At 72.8% G+C, this 25,754-nt stretch carries 18 protein-coding genes, 4 tRNA genes and 1 other RNA gene; 13 read left to right on the top strand and 10 right to left on the bottom strand.

Annotation, left to right across the window (positions count from 1 at the left end):
• Positions 1-63: 63 nt before the first annotated feature.
• Genes ACWC0C_RS18415 through ACWC0C_RS18400 form a run of 4 tightly spaced genes read left to right on the top strand, consistent with a single transcriptional unit; the run spans position 64 to position 6,071 of the window.
• Positions 64-2,823 (top strand): GNAT family N-acetyltransferase, encoded by a 2,760-nt coding sequence (locus tag ACWC0C_RS18415; protein WP_450864859.1) that lies wholly within the window; start codon positions 64-66, stop codon positions 2,821-2,823.
• On the top strand, positions 2,820-3,335 hold the full coding sequence (locus ACWC0C_RS18410) for a cupin domain-containing protein (RefSeq protein WP_449200079.1): 516 nt from the start codon (positions 2,820-2,822) through the stop codon (positions 3,333-3,335). Before ACWC0C_RS18415 ends, ACWC0C_RS18410 begins: the two co-directional genes overlap by 4 nt.
• The gene (locus ACWC0C_RS18405) at positions 3,332-4,108 is read left to right on the top strand and encodes an SDR family NAD(P)-dependent oxidoreductase (protein ID WP_450864858.1); all 777 of its coding nucleotides are present in this window, start codon (positions 3,332-3,334) and stop codon (positions 4,106-4,108) included. The genes ACWC0C_RS18410 and ACWC0C_RS18405 overlap by 4 nt, the downstream gene beginning before the upstream one ends.
• A gap of 55 nt (positions 4,109-4,163) precedes the next feature.
• Positions 4,164-6,071: a copper resistance CopC/CopD family protein gene (locus ACWC0C_RS18400; protein WP_450864857.1), complete on the top strand. Its 1,908-nt coding sequence runs from the start codon at positions 4,164-4,166 to the stop codon at positions 6,069-6,071.
• Positions 6,072-6,434: 363 nt separating this feature from the next.
• Here the strand turns inward: ACWC0C_RS18400 and ACWC0C_RS18395 are convergent.
• Positions 6,435-6,522 (bottom strand) — tRNA-Ser (locus tag ACWC0C_RS18395).
• A gap of 120 nt (positions 6,523-6,642) precedes the next feature.
• On the opposite strand from ACWC0C_RS18395, the gene ffs reads away from it, so the two are divergent.
• From ffs to ACWC0C_RS18365, 6 genes are all read left to right on the top strand, one after another.
• Positions 6,643-6,741: signal recognition particle sRNA small type (gene ffs, locus ACWC0C_RS18390), an RNA gene on the top strand.
• Between the two features lie 103 nt (positions 6,742-6,844).
• A complete protein-coding gene (locus tag ACWC0C_RS18385; protein WP_450864856.1) occupies positions 6,845-9,193 on the top strand; it encodes a DNA polymerase III subunit gamma and tau in 2,349 nt (782 codons plus the stop codon).
• Between the two features lie 738 nt (positions 9,194-9,931).
• Positions 9,932-11,200, top strand: a complete 1,269-nt coding sequence (purD, locus tag ACWC0C_RS18380; RefSeq protein WP_449200086.1) for a phosphoribosylamine--glycine ligase — start codon at positions 9,932-9,934, stop codon at positions 11,198-11,200.
• Positions 11,201-11,463: 263 nt separating this feature from the next.
• Positions 11,464-13,287, top strand: a complete 1,824-nt coding sequence (locus ACWC0C_RS18375; RefSeq protein WP_450864855.1) for a hypothetical protein — start codon at positions 11,464-11,466, stop codon at positions 13,285-13,287.
• 220 nt (positions 13,288-13,507) lie between these two features.
• Positions 13,508-15,007, top strand: coding sequence for a N,N-dimethylformamidase beta subunit family domain-containing protein (locus ACWC0C_RS18370; protein WP_449200088.1), 1,500 nt, complete (start codon positions 13,508-13,510; stop codon positions 15,005-15,007).
• Between the two features lie 120 nt (positions 15,008-15,127).
• Positions 15,128-16,027, top strand: coding sequence for a phosphoribosylaminoimidazolesuccinocarboxamide synthase (locus ACWC0C_RS18365; RefSeq protein WP_450864854.1), 900 nt, complete (start codon positions 15,128-15,130; stop codon positions 16,025-16,027).
• Positions 16,028-16,060: 33 nt separating this feature from the next.
• On the opposite strand, the gene ACWC0C_RS18360 is transcribed toward ACWC0C_RS18365, so the two are convergent.
• From ACWC0C_RS18360 to ACWC0C_RS18325, 8 genes are all read right to left on the bottom strand, one after another.
• A tRNA-Gly gene (locus ACWC0C_RS18360) sits at positions 16,061-16,136 on the bottom strand.
• A gap of 23 nt (positions 16,137-16,159) precedes the next feature.
• Complete coding sequence (locus ACWC0C_RS18355; protein ID WP_449200090.1) at positions 16,160-16,774, bottom strand: response regulator; 615 nt, start codon at positions 16,772-16,774, stop codon at positions 16,160-16,162.
• Entirely contained in the window at positions 16,771-18,027 is a 1,257-nt protein-coding gene (locus tag ACWC0C_RS18350; protein WP_450864853.1) for a sensor histidine kinase, read from the bottom strand. The genes ACWC0C_RS18355 and ACWC0C_RS18350 overlap by 4 nt, the downstream gene beginning before the upstream one ends.
• A 15-nt stretch (positions 18,028-18,042) precedes the next feature.
• Positions 18,043-18,867, bottom strand: a complete 825-nt coding sequence (locus ACWC0C_RS18345) for an ABC transporter permease (RefSeq protein ID WP_450864852.1) — start codon at positions 18,865-18,867, stop codon at positions 18,043-18,045.
• Positions 18,864-19,802 carry an ABC transporter ATP-binding protein gene (locus ACWC0C_RS18340; RefSeq protein ID WP_449200093.1) on the bottom strand — a complete coding sequence of 313 codons (939 nt, stop codon included), beginning with the start codon at positions 19,800-19,802 and terminating at the stop codon, positions 18,864-18,866. The genes ACWC0C_RS18345 and ACWC0C_RS18340 overlap by 4 nt, the downstream gene beginning before the upstream one ends.
• A gap of 130 nt (positions 19,803-19,932) precedes the next feature.
• A tRNA-Gly gene (locus tag ACWC0C_RS18335) sits at positions 19,933-20,005 on the bottom strand.
• An 82-nt stretch (positions 20,006-20,087) separates the two neighbouring features.
• Positions 20,088-20,159: transfer RNA gene (locus ACWC0C_RS18330), tRNA-Gly, on the bottom strand.
• Between the two features lie 166 nt (positions 20,160-20,325).
• A complete protein-coding gene (locus ACWC0C_RS18325; protein WP_031164632.1) occupies positions 20,326-20,643 on the bottom strand; it encodes a histone-like nucleoid-structuring protein Lsr2 in 318 nt (105 codons plus the stop codon).
• Positions 20,644-20,953: 310 nt separating this feature from the next.
• Between ACWC0C_RS18325 and purS the strand changes: the two genes are divergently transcribed.
• Genes purS through purL form a run of 3 tightly spaced genes read left to right on the top strand, consistent with a single transcriptional unit; the run spans position 20,954 to position 24,149 of the window.
• The gene (gene purS, locus ACWC0C_RS18320; RefSeq protein WP_449200094.1) at positions 20,954-21,217 is read left to right on the top strand and encodes a phosphoribosylformylglycinamidine synthase subunit PurS; all 264 of its coding nucleotides are present in this window, start codon (positions 20,954-20,956) and stop codon (positions 21,215-21,217) included.
• The gene (purQ, locus tag ACWC0C_RS18315) at positions 21,214-21,894 is read left to right on the top strand and encodes a phosphoribosylformylglycinamidine synthase subunit PurQ (protein ID WP_450864851.1); all 681 of its coding nucleotides are present in this window, start codon (positions 21,214-21,216) and stop codon (positions 21,892-21,894) included. The genes purS and purQ overlap by 4 nt, the downstream gene beginning before the upstream one ends.
• On the top strand, positions 21,891-24,149 hold the full coding sequence (gene purL / locus ACWC0C_RS18310) for a phosphoribosylformylglycinamidine synthase subunit PurL (protein WP_450864850.1): 2,259 nt from the start codon (positions 21,891-21,893) through the stop codon (positions 24,147-24,149). The genes purQ and purL overlap by 4 nt, the downstream gene beginning before the upstream one ends.
• Here the strand turns inward: purL and ACWC0C_RS18305 are convergent.
• The gene (locus ACWC0C_RS18305; protein ID WP_449200097.1) at positions 24,091-25,746 is read right to left on the bottom strand and encodes an MFS transporter; all 1,656 of its coding nucleotides are present in this window, start codon (positions 25,744-25,746) and stop codon (positions 24,091-24,093) included. The two genes, purL and ACWC0C_RS18305, sit on opposite strands and share 59 nt — an antisense overlap.
• Between the last annotated feature and the right edge of the window lie 8 nt (positions 25,747-25,754).

Below are 25,754 nucleotides of genomic sequence, written 5' to 3'. Positions count from 1 at the left end.
CGTACGATTCCCTCACCAGCAAGCAATTTAGGCAAGGCTAACCTAAGGTAAAGGGGCTGCCGGGTGACCATCGAGACGTACCGCGACGCCTGGGGCATCCCCCACCTACGGGCCTCCAGCGCCCTCGAACTGGCCCGCGCCCAGGGCCGGGTGACCGCCCTGGACCGCGCCTGGCAGCTGGAGGTCGAACGCCACCGCTCCCAGGGCACCTCGGCCTCCTTCCTCGGCGCCGGCGCCCTCTCCTGGGACGTCCTCGCCCGCCGGGCCCGCCTCGACGACACGGCCCGCCGCTGCTTCGCCGAGCTGGAACGCCGGGACGCCGAAACGGCCGACTGGGTCCGCGCGTACGTCGACGGCGTCAACGAGGGCCTGCCGGCCGGTGCCCGCCGGGCGCCCGAGTTCGCCCGCACCGCTCTCACCCCCGCCCCCTGGCAGCCCTGGACCCCGCTCGGCATCTGGCTCGCCGCGCACATCCTGTTCGCCGGCTTCCCGGCCAAGCTCTGGCGCGAGCAGGCGATACGGCACCTGGGCGCCGAGGCGGTCGGCCTGTTCGCCGCCGACGGTCCCGGCACGGCGGGCAGCAACGGCTGGCTGGTCTCCGGCGCCCGTACGGCCACCGGCCAGGCCCTGATCGCCGGTGACCCGCACCGCTTCATCGAGGACCCCGGCGTCTACCAGCAGGTCCGCCTCTTCTGCCCCGAGTTCGACGTCGTCGGCCTCGCCGTGCCCGGCGTCCCCGGCATCGCCCACTTCGGGCACACCGGCACGGTCGCCTGGGCCATCACCAACGCCATGGCCGACTACCAGGACCTCTACCGCGAACGCCTGCGGCGCACCGGAGCGGGCGTCGAGGCCCTCGGCCCGGACGGGGTCTGGCACCGCGCGACACGGCACACGGAGACGGTGGAGATCGCGGGTGAGCCCCCGGCCGGGATCGAGGTGATCGAGACGGCGAGGGGGCCGGTGATCGCGGGCGGGCCGGAGGGGCTGGAAGCGGGGGTCTTCGGACGGGAAAGGGGCCCGGCGCCGGAAGCCGAGTCCGCCCACGACCCGCAAACCGCCGAAGGCGAAGCCGAGGCGCTTGCCCTGCGCTACCCACCCCGCGTCACAGCGGACCTCGGCTTCAGCGCCCTCCTCCCCCTCCTGAGGGCCCGCACGGTCCAGGACGTCGACCGTGCCCTGGACGCCTGGGCCGAGCCCGTCAACGTCGTACAGGCCGCGGACACCCGGGGCGGCACCCTCCACCGCGTCGCCGGCCGCGTCCCCCTGCGCGCGGAGGCCAACCGCCGCCACCCGGTCCCCGCCTGGCGGCCCGGCCACGACTGGCACGGCTGGCACACGATGCCGTACGCCTCCCTGGCGGACGGCATCGCGGTGATGGCCAACCAGCGCGGCCTCGCCACCCCCCTCGGCGTCGAGTTCGCCCCACCGCACCGCGCCGACCGCATCCGCGCCCTCCTCGACGCGCGCCCCGCCTGGACCGCCGAGGGCATGCCCGCGATCCACACCGACACCCACCTCGCCTCGGCCGCCCCGCTTCTCGACCGCCTCGCCGCCCTCGACGGCCTCACCCCCGAGGCGGCCCGGCTGCGCGACCGCCTGCTCGCCTGGAACCGCCGTATGGACGCCGACAGCGGCGACGCGGCCGCCTACGCGGCGGTGCGCGGCGCGGTCGTACGCCGTCTCGCCGCCCACCCGGTGTTCGCCCCGCTCACCGAGCCCCCGGCCTACCCGGAGGTCCTGCAGCCCTGGCTGGCGCTCGTCCCGCGCATCGGCCACGCCCTCGAACACCTGCTGCGTGCCGAGGAGTTGTACGGCGTCGACCGCCCGGCCACCGTACGCGCGGCCCTGGAGGAGGTGGCCGCCGGACCCCCGGCCGGCACCTGGTCCGACACCCACCGCCTCGCCCCCTGGCGCGCACTGCCGGGGCCGGAGGGGGACCAGGAACCCGGCCTCGCCGGGGACCACGACTGCGTGCTGTGCACCTCCGCCGTCCCCGGCCTCACCGACCGTGCGGCCCGCGGCCCGGCCGCCCGCTACGTCTGGGATCTGGCCGACCGGGAGGGCAGCCGCTGGGTGGTCCCCCTCGGCGCCGACGGCGTCCCCGGCACCCCGCACCACCGCGACCAACTCCCCTTGTGGCTCAAGGGAGAACTGGCCCCGATCGTCACCGACTGGACCCTGCTGACCCGCGAGCACCCCGAGCACCCCGAGCACCCCCGAGGGAACCCCGTGACCGCTGACCGCTACGAACAGCACATCGCCGGATTCGGCACCGTCCGCATCCGCCCCCTCGACCCGGCGTCCGACGCCGACGTCGTCCACGGGTGGGTGAGCGAGGAACGCGCCGTCTTCTGGGGCATGAACGGCCTCACCCGGGACCAGGTCGCCGAGATCTACACCCACATGGCCGGCCTCGACACCCACCACGCCCACCTCGTCACCAAGGACGGCACACCGGCCGCCCTGCTCCAGACGTACGAACCGGCCGCGGACCGGGTCGGCGAGTGCTACGACGTCCTCCCCGGCGACCTCGGCGTCCACGTCCTGCTCGGCCCGGCCGGCCCCGACGGCCCGCGCCCCGGCTGGACTTCGGCGCTGCTGAGGGCGATGACGACGTACGCGCTGCGGGCCCTGGACCGGCGCCGGCTCGTGGTCGACCCGGACGTACGCAACGCCAGGGCGATCGCCCGCTTCGAACGCCAGGGCTTCGTGCGCGGCCCGGCCGTCGTCCTGCCCGAGGTGGACATCCCGGACGTGTACCTGCCTCGGAAGCACGCCCAACTCGCCTTCCTGGAGCGCGCGGTAGCCTTCCCCGGGTGACGACGACGCCGGACGATCTGATCGCCCTCCCCCACGCTCGGCTTCGCTCGCGCGGGGGGACCCCCATCGGCCTCGAACCCATCCCCCGCGAGGGTGGCCTGTTCCGGCCTACCTGGGAGGGGCCGCAGCAGGCCGACGGCCGGCCGGCGGGCTCCGCCATCGTCGCCCTGCTCACCGCGGACGACTTCTCGGCCCTGCACCGCCTGCCCACCGACGAGATCTGGCACTTCTACCTCGGCGACCCGCTCCAGCTCCTGCTGCTCGCCCCCGACGGCACCACCCGCACCGCCGTCCTCGGCCCCGCCCCGCTGACCGGCCAGCACCTCCAGCTGACCGTGCCCGCCCGCACCTGGATGGGCGCGCGGGTGGCACCGGGCGGCGCGTGGACGTTCTTCGGCTGCACCATGGCACCCGGATTCACCTACGCGGACTACGAACACGGGAACGCGGCCGACCTCACGGCGCGTTACCCGTCCGAGGCCGCCCGCATCACGGAACTGTGCCGCCCATGAACAGGAGCCCGCTGAACCTGCTCGACGGCCAGACCGCCCTCGTGACCGGCGCGGGCGGCGGCATCGGCCGCGCCATCGCCCTGCGGTTCGCCGCGCAGGGCGCGGCGGTTGCCGTGCACTGCCGTACGGCGGTGGAGGCGGCGGCCGACGTGGCGGCCCGGATCCGGGAGTCGGGCGGCGAGGCCGTCGTACTCCAGGCGGACCTGACGGACGAGGACGCCTGCCACCGCCTGGTCCGGGAGGTGACGGAGTGGTCCGGCGGCCGGCTCACCGCCCTCGTCAACAACGCGGCCGTCCAGCCCGTCCTGCCCCTGCCCGGCATGACGGCGGCCGAGTGGCGCACGGTCGTCGACACCGACCTCACCAGCGTCTTCGCCTGTACCCAGGCCGCCGCCGCCCATATGCGGGCGCACGGCGGCGGCACCGTCACCCACATCGCCTCCATCGAGGCCGCCCACCCCGCACCCGGCCACGCCCACTACAGCGCGGCCAAGGCGGCGGTGGTCATGCACGCCCGTGCGGCGGCCCTGGAGTACGGGCCGGACGGCATCCGCGTCAACACCGTCTCGCCCGGCCTGATCGACCGGGAAGGCCTGGCGGAGGCCTGGCCGGACGGCGTACGCCGCTGGCTGGCCGCCGCCCCCACCGGCCGCCTCGGCCGCCCCGAGGACGTGGCCGGCGCCTGCGTGTTCCTCGCCTCGCCGCTCGCGAGCTGGATCACCGGCCACGACCTGACCGTGGACGGCGGCATCTCGGCCCGCCCGACCTGGTGAGCAACGCGGCCGATCTCTGCGTACGTAAGGGGACGAGGGCAAGGGAGGGGACCAGGTGCTGCGCGACCGACACCGATGGCCACGGCGGCTGACCGCGCTCTGCGCGGGCCTCTTCCTCCTTCTGCTCGGCACGGCGGCCCCCGCCTCGGCCCACGCGGCCCTGCGCACGACCGACCCGCCCGACGCGGCCGTACTCCGCACGGCCCCGCGGCAGGTGACCCTGACCTTCACCGAATCGGTCGGCCTGCTCACCGACTCCTTCCGCGTCTACGACCCCCGCAACCACCGCCTGCGCACCGGCCCCGCCGACCACGCCCCGGGCCGCTCCGACACGGCCCGCGTCGCCCTCCCCACGGGGCTCGCCACCGGCACCTACACGGTCGCCTGGCGGGTGGTGTCGGCGGACAGCCACCCGGTGTCCGGCGCCCTCACGTTCTCGGTCGGAAAGCGCACGGCGACTACCGCGGCCCCCATCCCCGACAGCACGGAGAACCCCGTCACGGCGGCCCTGTACAACATCGCCCGCTACCTCGCCTACCTCTCCCTGGCCCTCCTGCTCGGCACGGCGGCGTTCGTGGCGTACTGCCGCCCGCCGACGGCGGCCCCGCTGCGCACCCCCGCCCTGGCCGCCGCCTGGACCCTCCTCGCCACGACCACCGCCCTGTACCTCCTGCGCACCCCCTACGAGGAGGGCACCTCACCCGCGATCTCCCTCGGCTCCCTCACCCACCCGGCCACCACCCGCCCCGGCGCGCTCCTCCTCGCCCGCCTGGCGCTGCTGGTGCTGTCCGGCGCCTGCGTGGCGCTCCTGCGGGCCCGCCGGAAGAGGCTCCCGCGCCGTGAGACCCTCACCGTGGTCGCGGCCCTCTCCCTCCCCATCGCCCTGACCTGGACGGCGGCCGAACACGCCTCCGCGGGCATCCAGGTCCCCCTGGCCGTCACCGCCGCCACCCTCCACCTGCTGGCCATGGCGGCCTGGCTGGGCGGCCTGGCCGCCCTCCTGCGCACACTCCGGCGCACCTCCCTCACCACCGTCGCCCGCTTCTCCCGCCTGGCCTTCGCCTCGGTCACGGTCCTGGTGCTGACCGGCGTCTACCAGTCCTGGCGGGGTCTCGGCTCCTGGCAGGCGCTCACGGACACGACGTACGGCCGCACCCTGCTGGCCAAACTGGCGGCGGTCACCGCGCTCCTACTGGCGGCGGCCTGCTCCCGCACCTGGACGACCCGCCTGACCGCACGGCCCCGGTCCGCCGTGGTTCACGTCCCCGAAGGAGCGCGCGTCTCCGAGGGCGTCCGTGTCCCCGAGGGCGTCCGTGTCCCCGAGGGTGCCCGTGTCTCCGAGGGTGCCCGTGTCTCCGAGGGCGTCCGCGTCTCCGAGGGTGCCCGTGTCCCCGAAGGCGCCCGTGTCCCCGAACCGGCCGGAGGCCCCCCGCTGCCGCCGCCCCCGGAACCCCCCGCCCCGCCCCCACAGGCGCCCTTCCACCTCCTGCGCCGCTCGGTGCTGGCGGAGACGGCCGTCGCCGCGGTGGTCCTGGCCCTGACGACCCTGCTGACCGGCACGGTGCCCGGCCGCACGGCCACCGAGGCGGCGTCGGCCGAGGTGCCGGCGGCCGGCATCCCGACGGCCTCCGTCACCACGATCCCCTTCGACATCGGCGCCCCCGGCGCCCAAGGCAAGGTCCAGATCACCCTGGACCCGGGCCGCGTGGGCCGCACCTCCGTCCAGGCGGTGGTCTACGGCCCCGACGGCGGCCTGTCCACGGTCCCCGAACTGCACGTCACCCTGACCCTGGGAGCCCGGAAGATCGGCCCCCTGGACACCAGGCTCACCGACCGCGGCGGCTACTGGGGCAACGACTCCTTCGACCTCCCCCTCCCGGGGACCTGGACGATGAAGGTGACGGTCCGGGTGTCGGAACTGGACCAGACGACTGTGTCGGCGCCGGTGCGGGTGACGCGGTAGGGCTTCACCGGGTCCCCGCACCCGGTGCGCCCGTGATCACCAGTACCTGGCGTTGCGGCGCCTGGGGCGGAGTGGGGCGCAGGGTCATACCTTTTTGAGAGCACGGCATCGATCGCGTACTTGTGGCCGTGCAGCTTGGCGTCAGCCAGGAGGCGACGGGCCTGTCGGGCCTCGCCCTTTCCGATATCGGCGGCCCTCCGCCCACGGGGGTCGCCGTCCCAGCGTGCGGGTGGTCAAGTGATCGGGAGCTGGCGCGGGTGGCGACTTTCCTCTGCATGCGCCGAGACGGAAATTGGGAGGGACAACGTCGAAGGGCCCCACTGCGAACAGTGGGGCCCTTCGACATCGTGCCCGGTGAGGCACTGGCGGAGGATACGAGATTCGAACTCGTGAGGGGTTGCCCCCAACACGCTTTCCAAGCGTGCGCCCTAGGCCTCTAGGCGAATCCTCCGCCGGAAACATTACATGACCGAGGGGAGTGCTCGCGAACTCGTTCCCGCAGGCCCGGATCGGGTGCGGCCGCGGCCGCTGATCGGGTACTGACCGGGGGCCGCGATCGGGTACTGTGGGGCACAGCCCCTCACGCGGCGCTATCTGACTGAACTCCCCCAGGGCCGGAAGGCAGCAAGGGTAGGTCGGCTCTGGCGGGTGCGTGGGGGGCGCTTGCGTTCCCGGGGACGGGGCGGCTGGGAGCCAGGGGTCAGGGGCCAGGAGCCGGGGCCGGGGTCTGCGGGCGGAGCCTGTTGTCAGTGGGCCCCATTAACCTCGTATGCGTGTCGTCTCTCGCGCTGTACCGCCGCTATCGCCCGGAGACCTTTGCCGAGGTCATCGGGCAGGAGCATGTCACCGACCCGCTGCAGCAGGCGCTGCGGAACAACCGGGTCAATCACGCGTACCTGTTCAGCGGTCCGCGCGGCTGCGGCAAGACGACCAGCGCGCGCATCCTCGCCCGCTGTCTGAACTGTGAGCAAGGTCCCACTCCGACCCCGTGTGGTGAGTGCCAGTCCTGCCGTGATCTCGCGCGGAACGGCCCAGGGTCCATCGACGTCATCGAGATCGACGCGGCTTCGCACGGTGGTGTGGACGACGCCCGTGAGCTGCGCGAGAAGGCCTTCTTCGGCCCCGCCGGCAGCCGGTACAAGATCTACATCATCGACGAGGCCCACATGGTCACGTCGGCCGGCTTCAACGCGCTGCTGAAGGTCGTCGAGGAGCCGCCGGAGCATCTGAAGTTCATCTTCGCCACGACCGAGCCCGAGAAGGTCATCGGGACGATCCGGTCCCGGACCCATCACTACCCCTTCCGCCTCGTGCCGCCCGGCACCCTGCGGGAGTACCTCGCCGAGGTGTGCCAGAAGGAGGACATCCCGGTCGAGGACGGCGTGCTCCCGCTCGTCGTGCGCGCCGGCGCCGGCTCCGTGCGTGACTCCATGTCCGTCATGGACCAGCTCCTCGCCGGTGCCGGAGCGGAGGGTGTGACGTATGCCATGGCCACCTCCCTGCTCGGCTACACCGACGGCTCTCTTCTCGACTCCGTCGTCGAGTCCTTCGCCACCGGCGACGGCGCCGCCGCCTTCGAGGTCGTGGACCGCATCATCGAGGGCGGCAACGACCCGCGCCGCTTCGTCGCCGACCTGCTGGAGCGGCTGCGGGACCTGGTGATCCTCGCCGCCGTGCCGGACGCCGTGGACAAGGGGCTCATCGACGCCCCGGCCGACGTCCTGGAACGCATGCAGGCCCAGGCCTCCACCTTCGGCGCCGCCGAGCTGAGCCGCGCCGCCGACCTCGTCAACGAGGGTCTGACGGAGATGCGCGGCGCCACCTCGCCCCGCCTCCAGCTGGAACTGATCTGCGCGCGCGTGCTGCTCCCCGCCGCCTACGGCGACGAGCGGTCGGTGATGGCCCGCCTCGACCGCCTCGAGCGCGGCGTCAACTTCTCGGCCGGCGGCGGCGCACCCGCCATGGGGTACGTCCCCGGCCCCGAGGCCCATGGCGCCCCCATGCCGCCTGCCGCCACCTCCGTACCGCCCGGCGGCGGCCCGGCGGCGGCCCGCGCGGCTGTACGGGCGTCCAACGGCCCGGGCGTGGGCGGCCCCGGTGCGAGTGCGGACGGTGCCGGTGCAGCTGGTCCCGGCGCTGGTGGTTCCGGTGCGGGTGGAGCTGGTGCCGGCGTCGGTGGTGCCGGCGTCGGCGGTCCGGCTCCGGCCGTCCCCGCCCCCACGACTCCACCGGCACCCGCAGCAGCTCCGGCCCCGCACGCCCCGGCCACGCCGGCGGCCTCCGCCCCCGCCGCCCAGGCAGCCGCCCCGGCGCCGCCTGCCGCGCCCCCCGCCGGTCCCTCCACCTCTGCCCCGGCTTCCGCCGCTCCCGGTGCCTGGCCCACCGCCGCTGCCGCCGGAAGCGGGCGGCGTCCCGGTGGCTGGCCCACGTCCGCCGCACCGGCGGGCGACGCACCGCAGGGCCAGGCTCCGGGCGGCCGCCCCCCGGCCACCCAGCAGCAGCCCCCGGCATCCCCGTCGGCCGCGGTAACCCCCGCGGCCCCGGTACCGCCCGCGGCCGCCCCGTCCGGCGGACTCGACCCCCGCATGCTCTGGCCGAACATCCTGGAGGCCGTCAAGAACCGCCGCCGTTTCACCTGGATCCTGCTCAGCCAGAACGCCCAGGTGGCGGGCTTCGACGGCACCACCCTCCAGCTCGGCTTCGTCAACGCCGGCGCCCGCGACAACTTCGCCGGCAGTGGTAGCGAGGACGTCCTGCGGGCGGCGCTGGCCGAGCAGTTCAACGTGCAGTGGAAGATCGAGGCGGTCGTCGACCCGTCCGGCGGCGGTTCCACACCCCCGCCCGCCGGAGGCGGTTACGGCGCCCCCGCCGCACCCCGCCCCGCGGCACCCCAGCCAACCGCGCACGCACCCGCAACCCCGCAGCCCGGCCCTACGACCGCCCCTGCGGCACCCACCCCTGCCCCCCGGCCGACCCCCGCGCCCGAGCCACCCCCCGTCGCCCCCGAGGACGACATCCCGGAGGACGACGACCCGGACCTGGACGAGTCGGCCCTCTCCGGCCACGAGCTGATCGTGCGTGAGCTGGGGGCGACGGTGGTGGAGGAGTTCTCGAACGAGTAACCCACCCGACCCACTCTCCCCACCCAACCCGCCCCCTACACAGCGCTGGACGCCCCACCCCGACGGCAGCCTCCCGGCCAACCGAGCCGGGCAGTCGGGTGGGTGATCCCGCCCCGCACGGCTCCGGACGCCCCACCCCACCCCCCCCGATGGCACCCGGTCGGCCAACCGAGTCGGGCAGCCGGGTGGGTGGGCAGTCCCGCACCACACGGCGCCGGACCGTTCACTCCACCCCCGACGGCACCTCCCGGCTAACTGAGTCGTGCAGGCGCGTGGGCAATCCCACACAGCAGGGCTCCGGACACCCCACCCCACCCCCCGACGGCATCGGGTCGGCTAACCGAGTCGTGGAGGTGCGTAGTCGATCCCGCACAGCACGGCTCCGGACGTCCCACCCCACCCCCCGACGGCATCGGGTCGGCAACCGAGTCGTGCAGTCAGGCGGCGGATCCCGCCCCGCATGGGTCCGGACGCCCCACCCCGACAGCACCCAGTCAACCAACCGAGTCGTGCAGTCAGGCGGGTGGGCAACCCCGCCCCGCATGGCGCCGGACCACTCACCCCACCCCCGACGGCGCCCTCCCAGCCAACCGAGTCGGGAGGGTGGGTGGGCGAAGGTTCGGGGGCTGGGGGCGGAGCCCCCAGGGGTGCGGTTGCACCAGTTACCGGCACCCTTGGAGGAAAGCCCAACAAACCCGGCCCCCGACCTTCGGCAACCTTGCCATTAGGCTGACCCCCGTGAAGGTCCTCGTCATCGGCAGCGGCGCCCGCGAACACGCCCTGTGCCGCTCCCTGTCCCTCGACCCCGACGTCACCGCGCTGCACTGCGCCCCCGGCAACGCCGGCATCGCCGAGGTCGCCGAGCTGCACCCGGTCGACGCGCTCGACGGCAAGGCGGTCGCCGAGCTGGCCGCCGGCCTGGGTGCCGACCTGGTCGTCGTCGGCCCGGAGGCCCCGCTGGTCGCCGGTGTGGCCGACGCCGTCCGCGCCGCGGGCATCCCGGTGTTCGGCCCGTCGCGGGAAGCCGCGCAGCTGGAGGGCTCCAAGGCCTTCGCCAAGGACGTCATGGCGGCGGCCGGGGTGCCCACCGCCCGCTCCTACGTGTGCACCACGGCCGAGGAGGTCGCCGAGGCCCTGGACGCCTTCGGTGCCCCCTATGTCGTCAAGGACGACGGCCTCGCCGCCGGCAAGGGTGTGGTCGTCACCACCGACCTCGCGGCCGCCAAGGCGCACGCCGCCGAATGCGAGCGGGTCGTCATCGAGGAGTTCCTCGACGGCCCCGAGGTGTCCCTCTTCGCGATCACCGACGGGGAGACGGTCGTACCGCTCCAGCCCGCCCAGGACTTCAAGCGCGCGCTGGACGGCGACGAGGGTCCGAACACGGGCGGCATGGGCGCGTACTCGCCGCTGCCGTGGGCCGAGCCGAAGCTGGTCGACGAGGTGCTGGAGACGGTCCTGCAGCCGACCGTCGACGAACTGCACCGCCGCGGCACCCCGTTCTCCGGTCTGCTCTACGCGGGCCTGGCGATCACCAGCCGCGGGGTCCGGGTGATCGAGTTCAACGCCCGCTTCGGCGACCCCGAGACCCAGGTCGTGCTGGCCCGGATGAAGACCCCGCTGGCCGCAGTCCTGTTCGCCGCCGCGAACGGCGCCCTCGCCGATCTGCCGCCCCTGCGCTGGAGCGAGGACGCGGCCGTCACCGTCGTCGTCGCCTCGCACAACTACCCCGGCACCCCCCGCACCGGCGACCCGATCACCGGCCTGGACGAGGTGGCCGCCGAGGACGCCCCGCACGCGTACGTCCTGCACGCCGGGACCAGGCGGGACGGCGACCGCGTCGTCAGTGCGGGCGGACGCGTGCTGTCCGTCACCGCCACCGGCAAGGACCTGACCGAGGCGCGCGAGCGGGCGTACCGGGCGGTGGGCCGGATCCGCCTGGACGGCTCCCAGCACCGCACCGACATCGCCGCGAAGGCGGCCCAGGACGCGCAGGCGGCAACCGCCTGACCTGCCCCCTCCCGATCCAGGCCCCGGACCCACAATCCGGGGCCTGATCTTTGCTTTCTGTCACGCACCTCTGACCAAAGCCATTCCATCGAGTGACCAATCGTCCATACGGCTGACGGGGGCCGGGGCCCCAACTAGGGTGCCGCGCATGCGTTCCGGCACTTGGCCCACCGGCATTGCGATGTCAGTGGCGGGTGCCACAGTGGGGGAGTGACCACCACCAGGACAGCACGGCATCGGCGGCGAGGGGGTGAGGGCGGGACGTGACCGGAATCGGTGCGGAGGTGGGCGCGCAGGCCGCGCGCTCCCGGGCCCTCGCGGTACTGCGGGTCCGGGGCCGGGCGCTGGCCGTGGCCCTGTTGCCCGCGGCTGCCGCGGTGATCCTGCTGACCGGCGGTTCCACCGGCCACTTCGTCGGCCGGGGCTGGGACGCCGCCCGCTGGACCGTGGGCCTGCTCGCCGTGCTGGTGCTGCTGGCCACCGCCGGTATCGCCCTGGTCGTGGCCCGGGCCCGCCCGGCCGTCAGCCCGACGGTGCCGATCCCCGAGGAGTCCGCCCCGGATCTGTACCGGATGGTGCGTGACCTCGCCGACCGGCTGGAGGTGCCGGCCCCCTCGGCCATCGCGCTCACCCCGGACTGCGACAGCTGGCTGGAGGACCGCACGCACACGGCCCACGGCCCGCCCCCGCGCCCCGCGCCCGACGAGATAGCGGGCCCGGGCCGCCGCCGCGCCCCGGTCGCCCCGGTGCTCGTCATCGGCTCCCCGTTCCTGTGGTGGATGCGGGTCGGCGAGCTGCGCGCGGTCCTCGCCCCGGTCATCGCCGGTACGGGCCCTTCGGCGCACCCGGACATAGCCGCCGCCCGGCGCTTCGTGCGCGGCCTGGACGCGGCGGTGGCGGTGGCCTCGACACCGGGCCGCTGTCCGCTGACCCGCGGAGCCTGTGCGGCCCTCGGCTGGGTGGCCCGGCTGCTGCTGCGCGGCTGCCGGGAGCATGCCACGCAGATGGAGCGGGGAGTCGCGGCAGCGGCGGCCGAGCGGGCCCAGGCGGTGGACTACGGCCTGCGGATCGTCGCCCAGGAACAGGTCGGCCTCGCCTACGCCGGCTGGGACCGGCTGTTGACCCGGGTCGCGCTGCCCGCCTGGCGCATGGGCCGCTGGCCCTCCCGGCTGGACGCGGGCGTGGTGGCGGCGCTCACCGAGCTGTCCCGGCGCGACCGCCTGGCCGAGGGCTTCACCTCCCGGCTCGGCGAGCGCCCCGCGTGCGACCTGCTGGAGGAGCCGGGCACCGTGGACGAGGCCGCGTCCCTCCTCGCCGCCCGCCTCTTCCACGGCGGCCCGGCGGAGCCCGGTCCCGACTGGGCACCGGTGGACTGGCAGGCGTATCCGGAGGAGGTCGTGGACCGCACCTGGCGCGCCGACGCGGCCCGCCTGCACCGCGTCCTGGACTCCCTGGGCGTCCGCCCCTCCGCCGATCCCGAGGTCCCCCACCCCGGCGGCCCCACCCTGGCCCGCGTCCTGGACCACCTGCAGGCCGCCGACGGCGAGAACGCCCCACAGGGGCCACCCGCACCCGACGCCGACGGAAGCGTTACGGGTGTTATGGGTGGTATAGGTGGTGCGGGTGGGAGCCGAATGCCCGTCGAAGGCGAAGCCGAGGCGGAACCGGCCGACGACTACCCCCGCACCGAGCGCAGCGCCACCCTCGCCGCCGGCCTGACCGCCGAGCTGGCCCGCGAGGAGGCCGGCACGCCGAGGAGCGGTGCCACCGCCGCCGGTCAGAGCCCCGGCAGCGCCCTGTGGGACGACGGCGGGCTGCCACTCTTCCCGCTGCAGCCCCCGCGCACCGCCCGCGACCTCCTCACCGAGCACGTCACGGCGATGGTGTGCTGCGCCGCCGTCGACACCGCCGGCGCGGTCCCCGCCCTGGACTGGCTGGACGGCCCCTCCCTGCTGCTGGGCGGCGAACGCGCCGCCGACCTCGCGCCCAAGGTGCTCAGCCTGATCGAGGAGGGAGACCCGGGCCCGCTGCGCGACTGGCTGGCCGCGTCCGGGATACGCGCCGAGAAACCGGTACGGCTGGTTTGAGCTCGGTTTAAGCGGGAGCTCGTCTTCGACTTCAGGTCAATTCGCAACGACTAGTGACCGAGCCCGTGCGTTATGTGATGTGCTGGGAGCGAACACGCACCTGGCAAGGGCGTGCGACATACGACAGCACGGCCGAGCCCGGTGGGCACCGCGAGCACTACCGAGCACCGCGAGCACCACCGAGAAGGACGACACGGGGGCATGAGGGAGGGGAGCGACCATGGCCTCGGACCACATCCGCCGCTGGGAGTCCGGAGCGCTCGCGCACGCCGTCACGGACCCCTTCGGTCAGGGCCCGGTGCCCTGGCTGCGCGGCAGTGAGACCTACTTCGACGACACCGGTCATGTCGTGCCCTGGTACGTCGACCCGAGCCCGCAGCCGCTCGCCGACGCCGACAGGCGCCGGGTGCCCGCGCCGCGTTCGGCCGGGTCGGGGCCCCGCGCGGCCGACGACGTGCACCGCCAGATCAAGGGCTTCACCGCCACCGGCGCCGTCACGCCCGGCGAGGCGATCGACTTCCACATCACGGTCGACCCGCCCCAGGAGTTCAGCGTCGACATCTACCGGATCGGCCACTACGGCGGCGACGGCGCCGCCAAGATCACCACCAGCCCGCGCCTGTCCGGCATCGTCCAGCCCCCGCCGCTGGCCGCCGACCGCACGGTCTCCTGCCACCACTGGTGGCTCTCCTGGCGCCTCCAGGTGCCCGTCCACTGGCAGATCGGCGCCTATGTGGCCGTCCTGACCACCGCCGACGGCTTCCGCTCCCACGTGCCGTTCACGGTCCGCGACGACCACCCCGCCGACCTGCTCCTGCTGCTGCCGGACATCACCTGGCAGGCGTACAACCTGTATCCGGAGGACGGCCGCACCGGCGCCAGCCTCTACCACGCCTGGGACGAGAAGGGCCGGCTGCTCGGCGAGGCCGACGCGGCGACCACGGTCTCCTTCGACCGCCCCTACGCGGGCGCCGGCCTCCCCCTGCATGTCGGCCACGCCTACGACTTCATCCGCTGGGCCGAGCGCTACGGCTACGACCTCGCCTACGCCGACGCCCGCGACCTGCACGCCGGCCGTATCGACCCCACCCGGTACCGGGGCCTGGTCTTCCCCGGCCACGACGAGTACTGGTCGGTGTCGATGCGCCGGGCCGTCGAGGACGCCCGCGACCGTGGCACCTCGCTGGTCTTCCTCTCCGCCAACACCATGTACTGGCAGGTGGAGTTGGGGCCGTCCCCGTCCGGCGTCCCGGACCGGCTGCTGACCTGCCGCAAGCGCAAGGGGCCGGGCAAACCGGTGCTGTGGCGCGAGATCGACCGGCCCGAGCAGCAACTGGTCGGCATCCAGTACGCGGGCCGCGTGCCCGAGCCGCACCCGCTGGTCGTCCGCAACGCCGGCCACTGGCTGTGGGAGGCGACCGGGGCGCACGAGGGCGACGAGATCGAGGGCCTGGTCGCCGGAGAGGCCGACCGGTACTTCCCGCGCACCCCGCTGCCCGCGCACGAGGAGCGCATCCTGCTCGCCCACTCCCCCTACACCGACAGTGAGGGCGCCCTGCGCCACCAGGAGACCTCGCTCTACCGCGCCCCCTCCGGTGCCTGGGTCTTCGCCGCCGGCACCTTCGCCTGGTCCCCGGCTCTGGACCGCCCCGGCCATGTGGACCCCCGCATCCAGCGCGCCACGGCGAACCTGCTGGACCGCATCTGCAAAAGCGACTGAGCCCCAGACCCCGCCGAGCCCCCCAGACCCCCCTCGCAAACGTCACCGCCCCCCTGGCCGAAACCCATCACCCGCATAAGGGAGAATCGAGGCACTTGGACAGAGCCACGGGGAGGAACCGTGTCCGGATTCGTAGAAAAGCCCGAACCGATTCAGGTTCCGGGCCTGGTGCACCTGCACACCGGAAAGGTGCGCGAGCTGTACCAGAACGAGGCGGGCGACCTCGTGATGGTCGCCAGTGACCGTATGTCCGCCTACGACTGGGTGCTGCCCACGGAGATCCCCGACAAGGGCCGTGTCCTCACCCAGCTCTCCCTGTGGTGGTTCGACCAGCTGCGCGACCTGGCCCCCAACCACGTGATCAGCACCGAGGTGCCCGAGGGCGCCCCGGCCGACTGGGCGGGCCGCACGCTGGTCTGCAAGTCCCTGCGGATGGTCCCGGTCGAGTGCGTGGCCCGCGGCTACCTCACCGGCTCCGGCCTGCTGGAGTACAAGGAGTCCCGCACGGTCTGCGGCCTCGCCCTCCCCGAGGGCCTCGTCGACGGCTCGGAGCTGCCCGCCCCGATCTTCACCCCGGCCACCAAGGCCGAGGTCGGCGAGCACGACGAGAACGTCTCCTACGAGGAGGTCGCCCGCCAGGTCGGCGCCGAGACCGCCGCCCAGCTGCGCCAGGCCACCCTCGCCGTGTACTCGCGGGCCCGGGACATCGCCCGCGACCGGGGGGTCATCCTGGCGGACACCAAGTTCGAGTTCGGCTTCGAGGGGGACACGCTCGTCCTCGCCGACGAGGTCCTCACCCCGGACTCCTCCCGCTTCTGGCCGGCCGACCGGTGGCAGCCGGGCCGCGCCCAGCCGTCGTACGACAAGCAGTTCGTCCGGGACTGGCTGACCTCCGCCGCCTCCGGCTGGGACAGGAAGAGCGAGCAGCCCCCGCCGCCGCTGCCCGAGGAGGTCGTAGCGGCGACCCGGGCGAAGTACGTGGAGGCGTACGAGCGCCTGACGGGCATGAGCTGGGGGTAATGCAAAAGGCCCCCGGGGAACCGGGGGCCTTGCTGGAGCGGACGACGAGGCTCGAACTCGCGACCTCAACCTTGGCAAGGTTGCGCTCTACCAACTGAGCTACGTCCGCGTTGCGCCGTGGCGCGAGAGCAACTATACCCAACCTCGCTCGCGTGCGAGACGCACCGCGGCATGACGGTTCTCGGCGCCGAGTTTCGTGACGGCCGAGGAGAGGTAGTTCCGCACGGTTCCCGGCGACAGCGCGGCCCGCTCGGCGATCTCCGCGACCGGCGCCCCGTCGGCCGCCAGCTCCAGCACCTCGGCCTCCCGCGCGGTCAGCGGCGAGTCCCCGGCGGAGATCGCGTCGGCGGCCAACTCCGGGTCGATGTAACGGTTTCCGGCGTGCACGGTGCGGATGATCTCGGCGAGCCGCTGGGCGCTGACCGTCTTCGGGACGAATCCGCGCACACCGGCCGCGAGCGCCCGTTTCAGGTGGCCGGGCCGCCCGTGCCCGGTGACGATCAGCACCTGGCAGCCGGGCAGTTCGGCGCGCAGGGATGTGGCGACCCTCACACCGTCGGCGCCCGGCATCTGGAGATCGAGCACGGCCACATCGGGTCGGTGTGCCCGTGCCATGGCCAGCGCCTCGGGCCCGCTCGCCGCCTCCGCGACGACCAGCAGGTCGTCCTCCAGCGACAGCAGGGCGGCCAGCGCGCCCCGGATCAGGTGTTCGTCGTCGGCGAGCAACAGCCGTACCGGACTGCTCATGAGATGACTTCACTCACTTCCTGCCCGAGAGGCATCAGCGGCACCTCGGCCACCACCCGGAACCGGCCCCCGTCGACCACCCCGGCCGCCAAGGTCCCGCCGACGGCCGCCAGCCGCTCCCGCAGCCCGGCGAGCCCGGAACCCCCACCCCCGTGGGGGGTTCCGCCCACTCCGTCGTTCTCCACCGTCAGCACCACACACCCCTCCCGTACCCGCAGCCCCACCTCGCAGCGGCCGGCGTCCCCGTGCCGCAGCACGTTGGTCGTCGCCTCGCGCACCACCCAGCCCAGCGCGGACTGCACCTCGGCCGGCAGCCCCGTCGTCTCCGCACTGACCTCGCAGTCGATCCCGGCGGCCGCCAACACGCCCTGTGCGCCCGCGAGTTCGGCCCCGAGGTCGGCCTCCCGGTAGCCGCGTACGACGGCCCGTACCTCGCGCTGGGACTCCTGCGCGATGCGCTGCACCTCGATCATCTGTTCCACGGCCTCCGGCCGGCCGCGCCGGGCCAGTTGGACGGCCAGCTCGCTCTTGAGCGAGATCACCGACAGGTTCCGCCCCAGCACGTCGTGCAGATCCCGCCCGAACCGCAGCCGTTCCTCGGCGACGGCGAGCCGGGCCTCCGCCTCGCGGGCCCGCTCCGCCTCCCACATCACGGCCAGGGTCCAGGCGCCGCAGCGGCCGGCGAGCAGCGCGAAGAGGGCCTGGAAGACGGACATCAGGGCGGTCGCCACCAGCCCGAGGCCGTCGTGGTCGGCGAGCCCGACGGCCGCGGTGAGCAGGACCGTGAACACCGCCGAGCGGCGCAGGAACACCCCGACCGGGACCGTGAGCCCGTAGACCAGTCCGAACGGTAGGACCAGGCCACCGATCGCGAACCGGATCGCCGCCGGGGTGGCCACGTCCAGCCCGGCGAGCGCCACGAGCAGGGCCACTCCCAGCCCCAGCAGGACGATCGGTGCGAGGTGCGCGCGGGCCGGCAGCTCGGCGCGCCCGAGGTAGTGGTCGAGCGCGGGCCGGGTGAGCCGGTTCGAGACGGCGCACTGCAGGAGCCCCACGAGGATGAGGAGGGCCCCGAGGACGATCGCCACGGGCCGGTGGGCGAGGCCGCCGCCCAACAGCGGCAACAGCAGCCAGCAGAACTCGATGAACCAGGTCGTGCAGTACCAGGTGACGAGGCTGAACAGCTCGACCCGTTCGGTCTTGCTGCGGTCCCCCCAGTGCCGCTTCTGCCACCGCCGTATCCGGCCCACCATGTGCTCCCCCGTACCTCAGCGCCGCGGTTCCCAGCGGAACCACCGTCGTACAGCAAACACGGCGAGGATCGTCCAGGCCAACGCGGTCGCCAGGGCGCCCAGTGCCTCGTACGCGCTCATCTGGCCGGTCCAGCCGGCGCGGACGAGCCGGATCGCCGGGGACAGCGGAAGCAGCTCGCAGACCGAGCGGAGCGTGTCGGGCAGGACCTCGGTCGGGAACACGATCCCGGAGCCGATCATCGACACGAACATCAGCGGCAGCGCGGTGACCTGACCGCTCTCCACGGTCCTGGTGAAGGACGCGGTGAGCGCGGCCAGCCCGGCGCTGACCACGAGCCCGGCCAGCAGACCCGGCAGGAGCAGGTACGGCGCCCGGGGCGCCCCCGTGTGCAGCAGTGCCGCGCACCCGGCGCACAGCAGCAGTGCCTGGGCGAGTCCGATGCCGACCGCGGGCAGCCCGGTGCCGGTGAGGATCTCGGCGTCGGAGAGTTCGCCGGTGCGCAGCCGTTTGAGGACGAGTTCCTCGCGGCGGGCGACGTAGGCGTTCACGAGGGAGGTGTACACGGCGAAGAGGAAGGAGTAGCCGATCGCGCCCGTCACCACGGTCGTGCCGAGGGTCAGCCCCTGCTTCCTCAGATCGACGTGGTCGAGCGCCGGCCGCAGGGTGAACGGCATCACCAGAGGTACCACCAGCGCGGTGAACACGACACCCCGGTTGCGGCCGAGCAGGGCCAGCTCGGCCCGCCCCAGCGCCCGCAGCCGCCGTACGGCCGCCGCCGGGGCGATCCTGCCGCTCATACCGACGCGTCCCGCCGTTGCCTGCGATGCGACCCCGCTCATGCCGCCACCTCCTGTGCCTGGTCCCGGGCGATTCCCAGGAACGCCTCCTCCAGCGAGGCCGACCGCACATCCAGCCCGCGCAGTTCCACCCCGGTCCGCTCGGCCCAGGTCAGCACCCCGGTCGCGGTCCGCTGCAGCTGCGTCGTGCGCAGCCGTACGACGCTGCCGTCGCTCTCGTGGCCGCAGACGCCCAGGTCGGCCAGGGGTGGCAGATCGCCGAGGAAATAGCCCTCGGGAAGTTCGAAGGACATCCGGGAGGGCCGGCCCGCGGTGACCTCGGCCGGGGTTCCGGAGACCGCGATGCGGCCCTCGTGCAGGATGGCGAGCCGGTCGGCGAGGCCCTCGGCCTCCTCCAGGTAGTGCGTGGTGAGCAGCACGGTCGTGCCCGCGTCGCGCAGGGCACGCACCAACTCCCAGGTGTCCCGGCGGCCTTCCGCGTCGAGCCCGGCCGTCGGCTCGTCGAGGAAGAGCACCTCGGGATCGCCGAGCAGGGCGAGGGCGAGGTCCAGCCGTCGCCGCTCACCGCCGGACAGCTGCTTGACCCGCACCCCGTGCTTGTCCGCCAACCCCACCAGCCCCAGCACGTCACCCTCCGGCCGCGCCCCGCTCGTGCACCCCGCCCACATCCGGGCGGTCTCGGCGACGGTCAGCTCGGGCGGGAAACCGCCCTCCTGGAGCATCACCCCGGTGCGGGGCCGTACGGCGGCCCGCTCGCGGTAGGGGTCGTGGCCGAGGATCCGGATCCGGCCGCCGGCGGGTGCGGCGAGCCCCTCCAGCAGTTCGACCGTCGACGTCTTGCCCGCACCGTTGGTGCCGAGCAGGGCGAAGATCTCCCCGCGCGCCACGGAGAAGGTGATTCCGCGTACGGCCTCGAACCCGCCCCCGTAGACACGCCTGAGATCGCTGACCTCAATCACGTGTTCGTCGGTAACCATGCAGCCAGCGTCCCGGCGGCCGGGCCCGCTCGTCAGTGCGCGGTGTCATCGCTCGCCATGACAAATGTCAGCAGGGCGGCGGGCGGACAACGAAAAGACCCCGGTCCAGTGGACCGGGGTCTCTTACCCGAGCGGACGACGAGGCTCGAACTCGCGACCTCAACCTTGGCAAGGTTGCGCTCTACCAACTGAGCTACGTCCGCACTGCTCCCGACCGGCTCCCACCGATCGGTGCGAGCACCAGCCTACCTGATCCACAAGAGTGGTCGTGTCGACCGGTGCCAGAGCGGGTGACAGGAATCGCACACTGCGCCTTCCCCCTGGAAGGGGGATGTTCTGCTACTGAACTACACCCGCACGGTCCTCGGGGTTTTCGCCTTCCGGCCTCGCCCCTCGGCGTGTCTCAGACATTAGCTGATCAACAGGGGGGTCGCGCAAGTCGGCTGTCCCTGGTGCCCGGTATGCCCAAGTGCACAGCCCTCAGGGTCCGCTGACGGACCCTGAGGGCTGCCCCTTCGCGGGCTCACTGCGCGGCGCTGAACGCCTCGTAGACCTTCTTGGGGATCCGGCCACGGGCCGGGACGTCCATCTTGTTGGCCTGGGCCCAGGCGCGGACGGCCGCCGGGTCGGGAGCGACCTCCGTCTGCTTGTACGCCTTGCCGGACCGCGACCGCTTGCGGCCGGCCTCGACGTAGGGCGCGAGCGCCTTGCGCAGTTTCTTGGCGTTGGTTTCGTTCAGGTCGATCTCGTACGACTTGCCGTCGAGTCCGAAGGCGATCGTTTCCGCCGCTTCCGAGCCGTCGATGTCGTCAAAGAGAGTGACCACGACCTTTTGCGCCACGAATATCGGTCCCTTCGTGCGGCACGTCGATACAGCTCATCGGCGATGACGTGCCGAGTATCGGCTATTGCCAATTCATTTGTACAGTGCCCGGCAATGCAAAGTGAAGCCCGACTAAATCCGCCCGCGTGTCCGAAGACAATAGGCGAGCGGGACGGACCGTCGAACTTTCCCAGAATTTTTCATGGCGGCACGGCTTCGACACCCGATCGTGATCCGTCTCACGTAGTTTCCTACAACTCTACTCGCGTAGAAATTTTGTGCGGGTAGTCTGAAGGAACCTGCTCAGCACCACACATCGGGAGTGCCAGTGGCACGCGTCGTAGTCGACGTCATGCTCAAGCCGGAGATCCTCGACCCCCAGGGCCAGGCGGTCCAGCGTGCGCTGCCGCGCCTGGGTTTCGCGGGGATCTCGGACGTCCGTCAGGGAAAGCGTTTCGAACTGGAAGTTGACGGGCCGGTCGACGAGGCCGCGCTCGCCCGCATCCACGATCTTGCGGAATCCTTCCTCGCCAACACCGTGATCGAGGACTTCACCGTCAAGGTGGAGGAAGTCGCGGAGGCCGCGAAGTGACCGCTCGTATTGGCGTCGTCACTTTCCCCGGCAGCCTCGATGACCGGGACACACAGCGCGCCATCCGCCTCGCGGGCGCCGAGCCGGTCGCCCTGTGGCACAAGGACAAGGACCTCCACCAGGTGGACGCGGTCGTCCTCCCCGGCGGTTTCTCCTACGGCGACTATCTGCGGGCCGGCGCCATCTCCCGCTTCTCGCCGGTTATGGAGACGGTCATCGAGCAGGCGAAGGCCGGACTCCCGGTCCTCGGCATCTGCAACGGCTTCCAGATCCTCACCGAGGCCCACCTCCTCCCGGGCGGGATGCTCGGCAACGACCACCTCCACTTCATCTGCCGCGACCAGAAGCTGCGGGTGGAGAACGCGGAGACGGCCTGGACCAGCGACTACCGCGCGGGCCAGGAGATCCACATCCCGCTGAAGAACATGGACGGCCGGTACGTCGCCGACGAGTACACGCTCGACAAGCTGGAGGCGGAGGGCCGGGTCGTCTTCCGGTACGTCGACTTCAACCCGAACGGCTCGCTGCGGGACATCGCCGGCATCACCAACGAGGCGGGCAATGTCGTCGGCCTGATGCCGCACCCCGAGCACGCCGTCGAGCCCCTGGTCGGTACGGGCCGTACCGACGGCCTCCCCTTCTTCACCTCGATCCTCAAGAAGCTGGTCAACGCATGAGCCGGACGCCTCTGGACACGGTCGAGCACGCGGCCGCGACCCCCGACGTCGAGCTGCCCTGGGCCGAACTCGGCCTGAAGAAGGACGAGTACGAGCGGGTGGTGGAGATCCTCGGCCGCCGCCCGACCGGCGCCGAACTCGCCATGTACTCGGTCATGTGGTCCGAGCACTGCTCGTACAAGTCCTCCAAGGTCCACCTGCGCCAGTTCGGCGAGAAGGCGCCGCAGAGCGACGCGCTGCTCGTCGGCATCGGCGAGAACGCCGGCGTGGTGGACGTCGGCCAGGGCTACGCGGTCACCTTCAAGGTCGAGTCGCACAACCACCCGTCGTACGTCGAGCCCTACCAGGGCGCGGCCACGGGTGTCGGCGGCATCGTCCGCGACATCATCGCGATGGGCGCCCGCCCGGTCGCGGTGGTCGACCCCCTGCGCTTCGGCGCCGCGGACCACCCCGACACCAAGCGCGTCCTCCCGGGTGTCGTCGCCGGCATCGGTGGCTACGGCAACTGCCTGGGCCTGCCCAACATCGGCGGCGAGGTCGTCTTCGACGCCTGCTACCAGGGCAACCCGCTGGTCAACGCCGGTGCCATCGGTGTGATGCGGCACGAGGACATCCACCTGGCGAAGGCCTCGGGTGCGGGCAACAAGGTCATCCTGTACGGCGCCCGGACCGGCGGCGACGGCATCGGCGGCGCGTCGATCCTCGCGTCCGAGACCTTCGACGACGCCAAGCCGAGCAAGCGCCCCGCGGTCCAGGTCGGCGACCCCTTCCAGGAGAAGCTCCTCATCGAGTGCACCCTGGAGGCGTTCCGGGAGAAGCTGGTCGTCGGTATCCAGGACCTGGGTGCGGCGGGCCTGTCGTGCGCGACGAGCGAGCTGGCGTCGAACGGCTCCGGCGGCATGCGGGTGACTCTGGACGACGTACCCCTGCGTGACTCGACTCTATCTCCCGAGGAGATCCTCATGAGCGAGTCGCAGGAACGCATGTGCGCGGTGGTCGAGCCGGCGAAGGTCGACCGCTTCCTGGAGATCTGCGCCAAGTGGGACGTCATCGCCACGGTCATCGGCGAGGTGACCGACGGCGACCGCCTGGAGATCTACTGGCACGGCGGCAAGATCGTCGACGTCGACCCGCGCACCGTGGCCCACGAGGGCCCGGTCTACGAGCGCCCGTACGCCCGCCCGGACTGGCAGGACGCCCTCCAGGCCGACGACGCGAACAAGCTTCCCCGGCCGGCTTCCAGCGAGGAGCTGAAGGCCCAGGTCATGAGGCTGGTCGGCTCCCCCAACCAGGCCTCCAAGAAGTGGATCACCCAGCAGTACGACCACTTCGTACAGGGCAACACCGTCCTCGCCCAGCCGGAGGACTCCGGCATGATCCGCGTGGACGAGGAGACCGGTCTCGGCGTCGCGATCGCCACGGACGGCAACGGCCGCTACGCCAAGCTGGACCCGTACGCGGGCGCCCAGCTGGCGCTGGCCGAGGCGTACCGGAACGTGGCGACGACGGGTGCCAAGCCGCTCGCGGTGTCCGACTGCCTGAACTTCGGCTCGCCCGAGGACCCGGCGGTGATGTGGCAGTTCGCGGAGGCGGTGCGCGGTCTCGCCGACGCCTGCCAGCAGCTGGGCACGCCGGTGACCGGCGGCAACGTCTCGCTCTACAACCAGACGGGCGAGGCGGCGATCCACCCGACCCCGGTGGTCGCCGTCCTGGGCGTGATCGACGACGTCGCGCGCCGCACGCCGGTCGCCTTCCAGGAGGAGGGCCAGCTGATCTACCTCCTCGGCGACACGCGTGAGGAGTTCGGCGGCTCGGCCTGGTCCCAGGTCGTCCACGACCACTTGGGCGGTCTCCCGCCGCGGGTGGACCTGGAGCGCGAGCGCCTGCTGGCCGAGATCCTCATCTCCGCCTCCCGCGACGGCATGATCGACTCCGCGCACGACCTGTCCGACGGCGGTCTGATCCAGGCCGTGGTCGAGTCCGCGCTGCTGGGCGGCAAGGGCGCCCGTCTGGTCGTCCCGGACGGCCTGGACGCCTTCACCCTCCTGTTCTCCGAGTCGGCCGGCCGCGCGATCGTCGCGGTGCCGCGCTCGGAGGAGGTCCGTTTCAACGACATGTGCGGTGCGCGCGGCCTTCCGGCGGTTCGCCTCGGTGTCGTGGACGGTGACTCGGTGGAGATCCAGGGCGAGTTCGCGCTCACCCTTCAGGAGCTGCGGAAGGCGCACGAGGAGACCATTCCGGCGCTGCTGGCGTAGTCCCTCGTACGACCGTACGACGGTGAAGGCTCCGCCCGGAGGATCGGCTTCCGGGCGGGGCCTTCTCGGCTGGGCGGCTCAACGGACGTAGTTCTTGAGGATCTCCGTGTCCAGTCCGATGTCCCTCGGGCCGGGGGCGCGGAGCTGAGGAACCCTCGGGGCCGGATTTCGGCAGCCGCAGGGCCATCAGCACGGACAGGGCCATCACCGCGGCGCCGCACCAGAACACCACGCTCGTCGCATCGACGTAGGCGTGTACGCCGGCCGTGCGCGCGGCGCCGGTCAGACGGGCGAGGGCACTGACGTCGCCGCCGGGGCCGTCGGCCGTGTACAGGCGGGTCAGGACGGTGCCGAAGAGCGCGGTGCCGAGGGCGTTGCCGAGGGACTGGAAGTAGCGGATGGACGTGGTGGCGACGCCGAGCTGGGAGCGCGGGGCCGCCTCCTGCACGAGAAGGATCAGCTGGCCCACGAGCTGTCCGAACCCCGCGCCCGCCAGCAGGAGTTCGGCGCGGACGAGCCAGAGCGAGGTGCCGGGTGCGATGGTCGTCGCGAGCAGGACGAACGCCAGGGCGGTGGTGGCGGTGCCGCTGATCGTGAAGGTCCGTGCCGTCCAGCCACATGCGGTGAGCGGACCGGAGAGCAGGCCGGTCGCCGAGAGGCCGACGGCCAGGGGGATGAGGTAGAGGCCGGCGGAGGAGCTGCTGATGCCCCGGACGAGCTGCAGGTAGATCAGCACGTAGTAGATGGCGCCCATCATCGCGGCGCCCATGAGCGCCTGGATGGCGAAGCCCAGGCGCAGGACGCGGACGCGGAACAGGCTGAGCGGGAGGATCGGTTCCGCCGTCCGGAGCTGGCGCCACAGGAACAGGGCGAGTGTGACGCAGGCCGCCGCGATCAGTGCGAGGACGGCCGGGGACGACCAGGTGTACTTCTTGCCGCCCCAGTCGGTGACCAGCAGCAGCGAGCTGGAGAACGCGGCCGCGAGCGCGGCGCCGGCGTAGTCGAGGGGGCGGCGTGTGTGGTGGGCGGGGAGCTTCAGAGCCAGGGCGGAGGCGGCGAGGACCGCGAGGCCGACCGGCAGGTTGACGTAGAAGATCCAGCGCCAGCTCGCGTGATCGGCGAGCAGGCCGCCGATCCACGGGCCGACCGCCATGGCGCCGCCCGCGACGAGCCCGCCGATGTTGCCGCCCTTGCCGGCGCCCTTCTCCTGCGGGCCCTTGAGGTGGGCGATCACCACCATCGTCACGCTCATCAGCCCGCCGCCGCCCAGGCCCTGGACCGCCCGGGCCGCGATGAGCTGGGTCATCGACTGGGCGGCCCCGCACAGCGCCGAGCCCAGCAGGAACACCGCGATCGCGCCGGTGAAGACGCGCTTGGGACCGAGGACGTCGCAGAGCTTGCCGTACAGCGGCAGCATCGCGGCCGATGCCAGTGCGTACGCGCTGATCAGCCAGGGGATCTTGTCGATGCCGTGGCGGGGGTCGAGGTCCTTGACGATCGGGACGGTCGCCGCGGACACGATCTGCAGGTCCAGGATGGCCAGGACGATCGTGACGAGACAGACGAGGAAGCCGATTTTGCGCTGGGTCTCGGTCATGGGCATCA

Source organism: Streptomyces sp. NPDC001709, assembly GCF_053596375.1.
Note: the sequence above shows the minus strand (reverse complement) of the source record. Positions and strands in the feature narration are given on the sequence as shown.

What these genes read in the sequence shown, in the direction of transcription:
- ACWC0C_RS18405 (WP_450864858.1), top strand. Translation starts at nt 3,332, where the DNA reads ATGAACAGGAGCCCGCTGAACCTGCTCGACGGCCAGACCGCCCTCGTG.
- ACWC0C_RS18370 (WP_449200088.1), top strand. Translation starts at nt 13,508, where the DNA reads ATGGCCTCGGACCACATCCGCCGCTGGGAGTCCGGAGCGCTCGCGCAC.
- ACWC0C_RS18355 (WP_449200090.1), bottom strand. Translation starts at nt 16,774, where the DNA reads ATGAGCAGTCCGGTACGGCTGTTGCTCGCCGACGACGAACACCTGATC.
- ACWC0C_RS18350 (WP_450864853.1), bottom strand. Translation starts at nt 18,027, where the DNA reads ATGGTGGGCCGGATACGGCGGTGGCAGAAGCGGCACTGGGGGGACCGC.
- ACWC0C_RS18345 (WP_450864852.1), bottom strand. Translation starts at nt 18,867, where the DNA reads ATGAGCGGGGTCGCATCGCAGGCAACGGCGGGACGCGTCGGTATGAGC.
- ACWC0C_RS18340 (WP_449200093.1), bottom strand. Translation starts at nt 19,802, where the DNA reads ATGGTTACCGACGAACACGTGATTGAGGTCAGCGATCTCAGGCGTGTC.
- purL (WP_450864850.1), top strand. Translation starts at nt 21,891, where the DNA reads ATGAGCCGGACGCCTCTGGACACGGTCGAGCACGCGGCCGCGACCCCC.
- ACWC0C_RS18305 (WP_449200097.1), bottom strand. Translation starts at nt 25,746, where the DNA reads ATGACCGAGACCCAGCGCAAAATCGGCTTCCTCGTCTGTCTCGTCACG.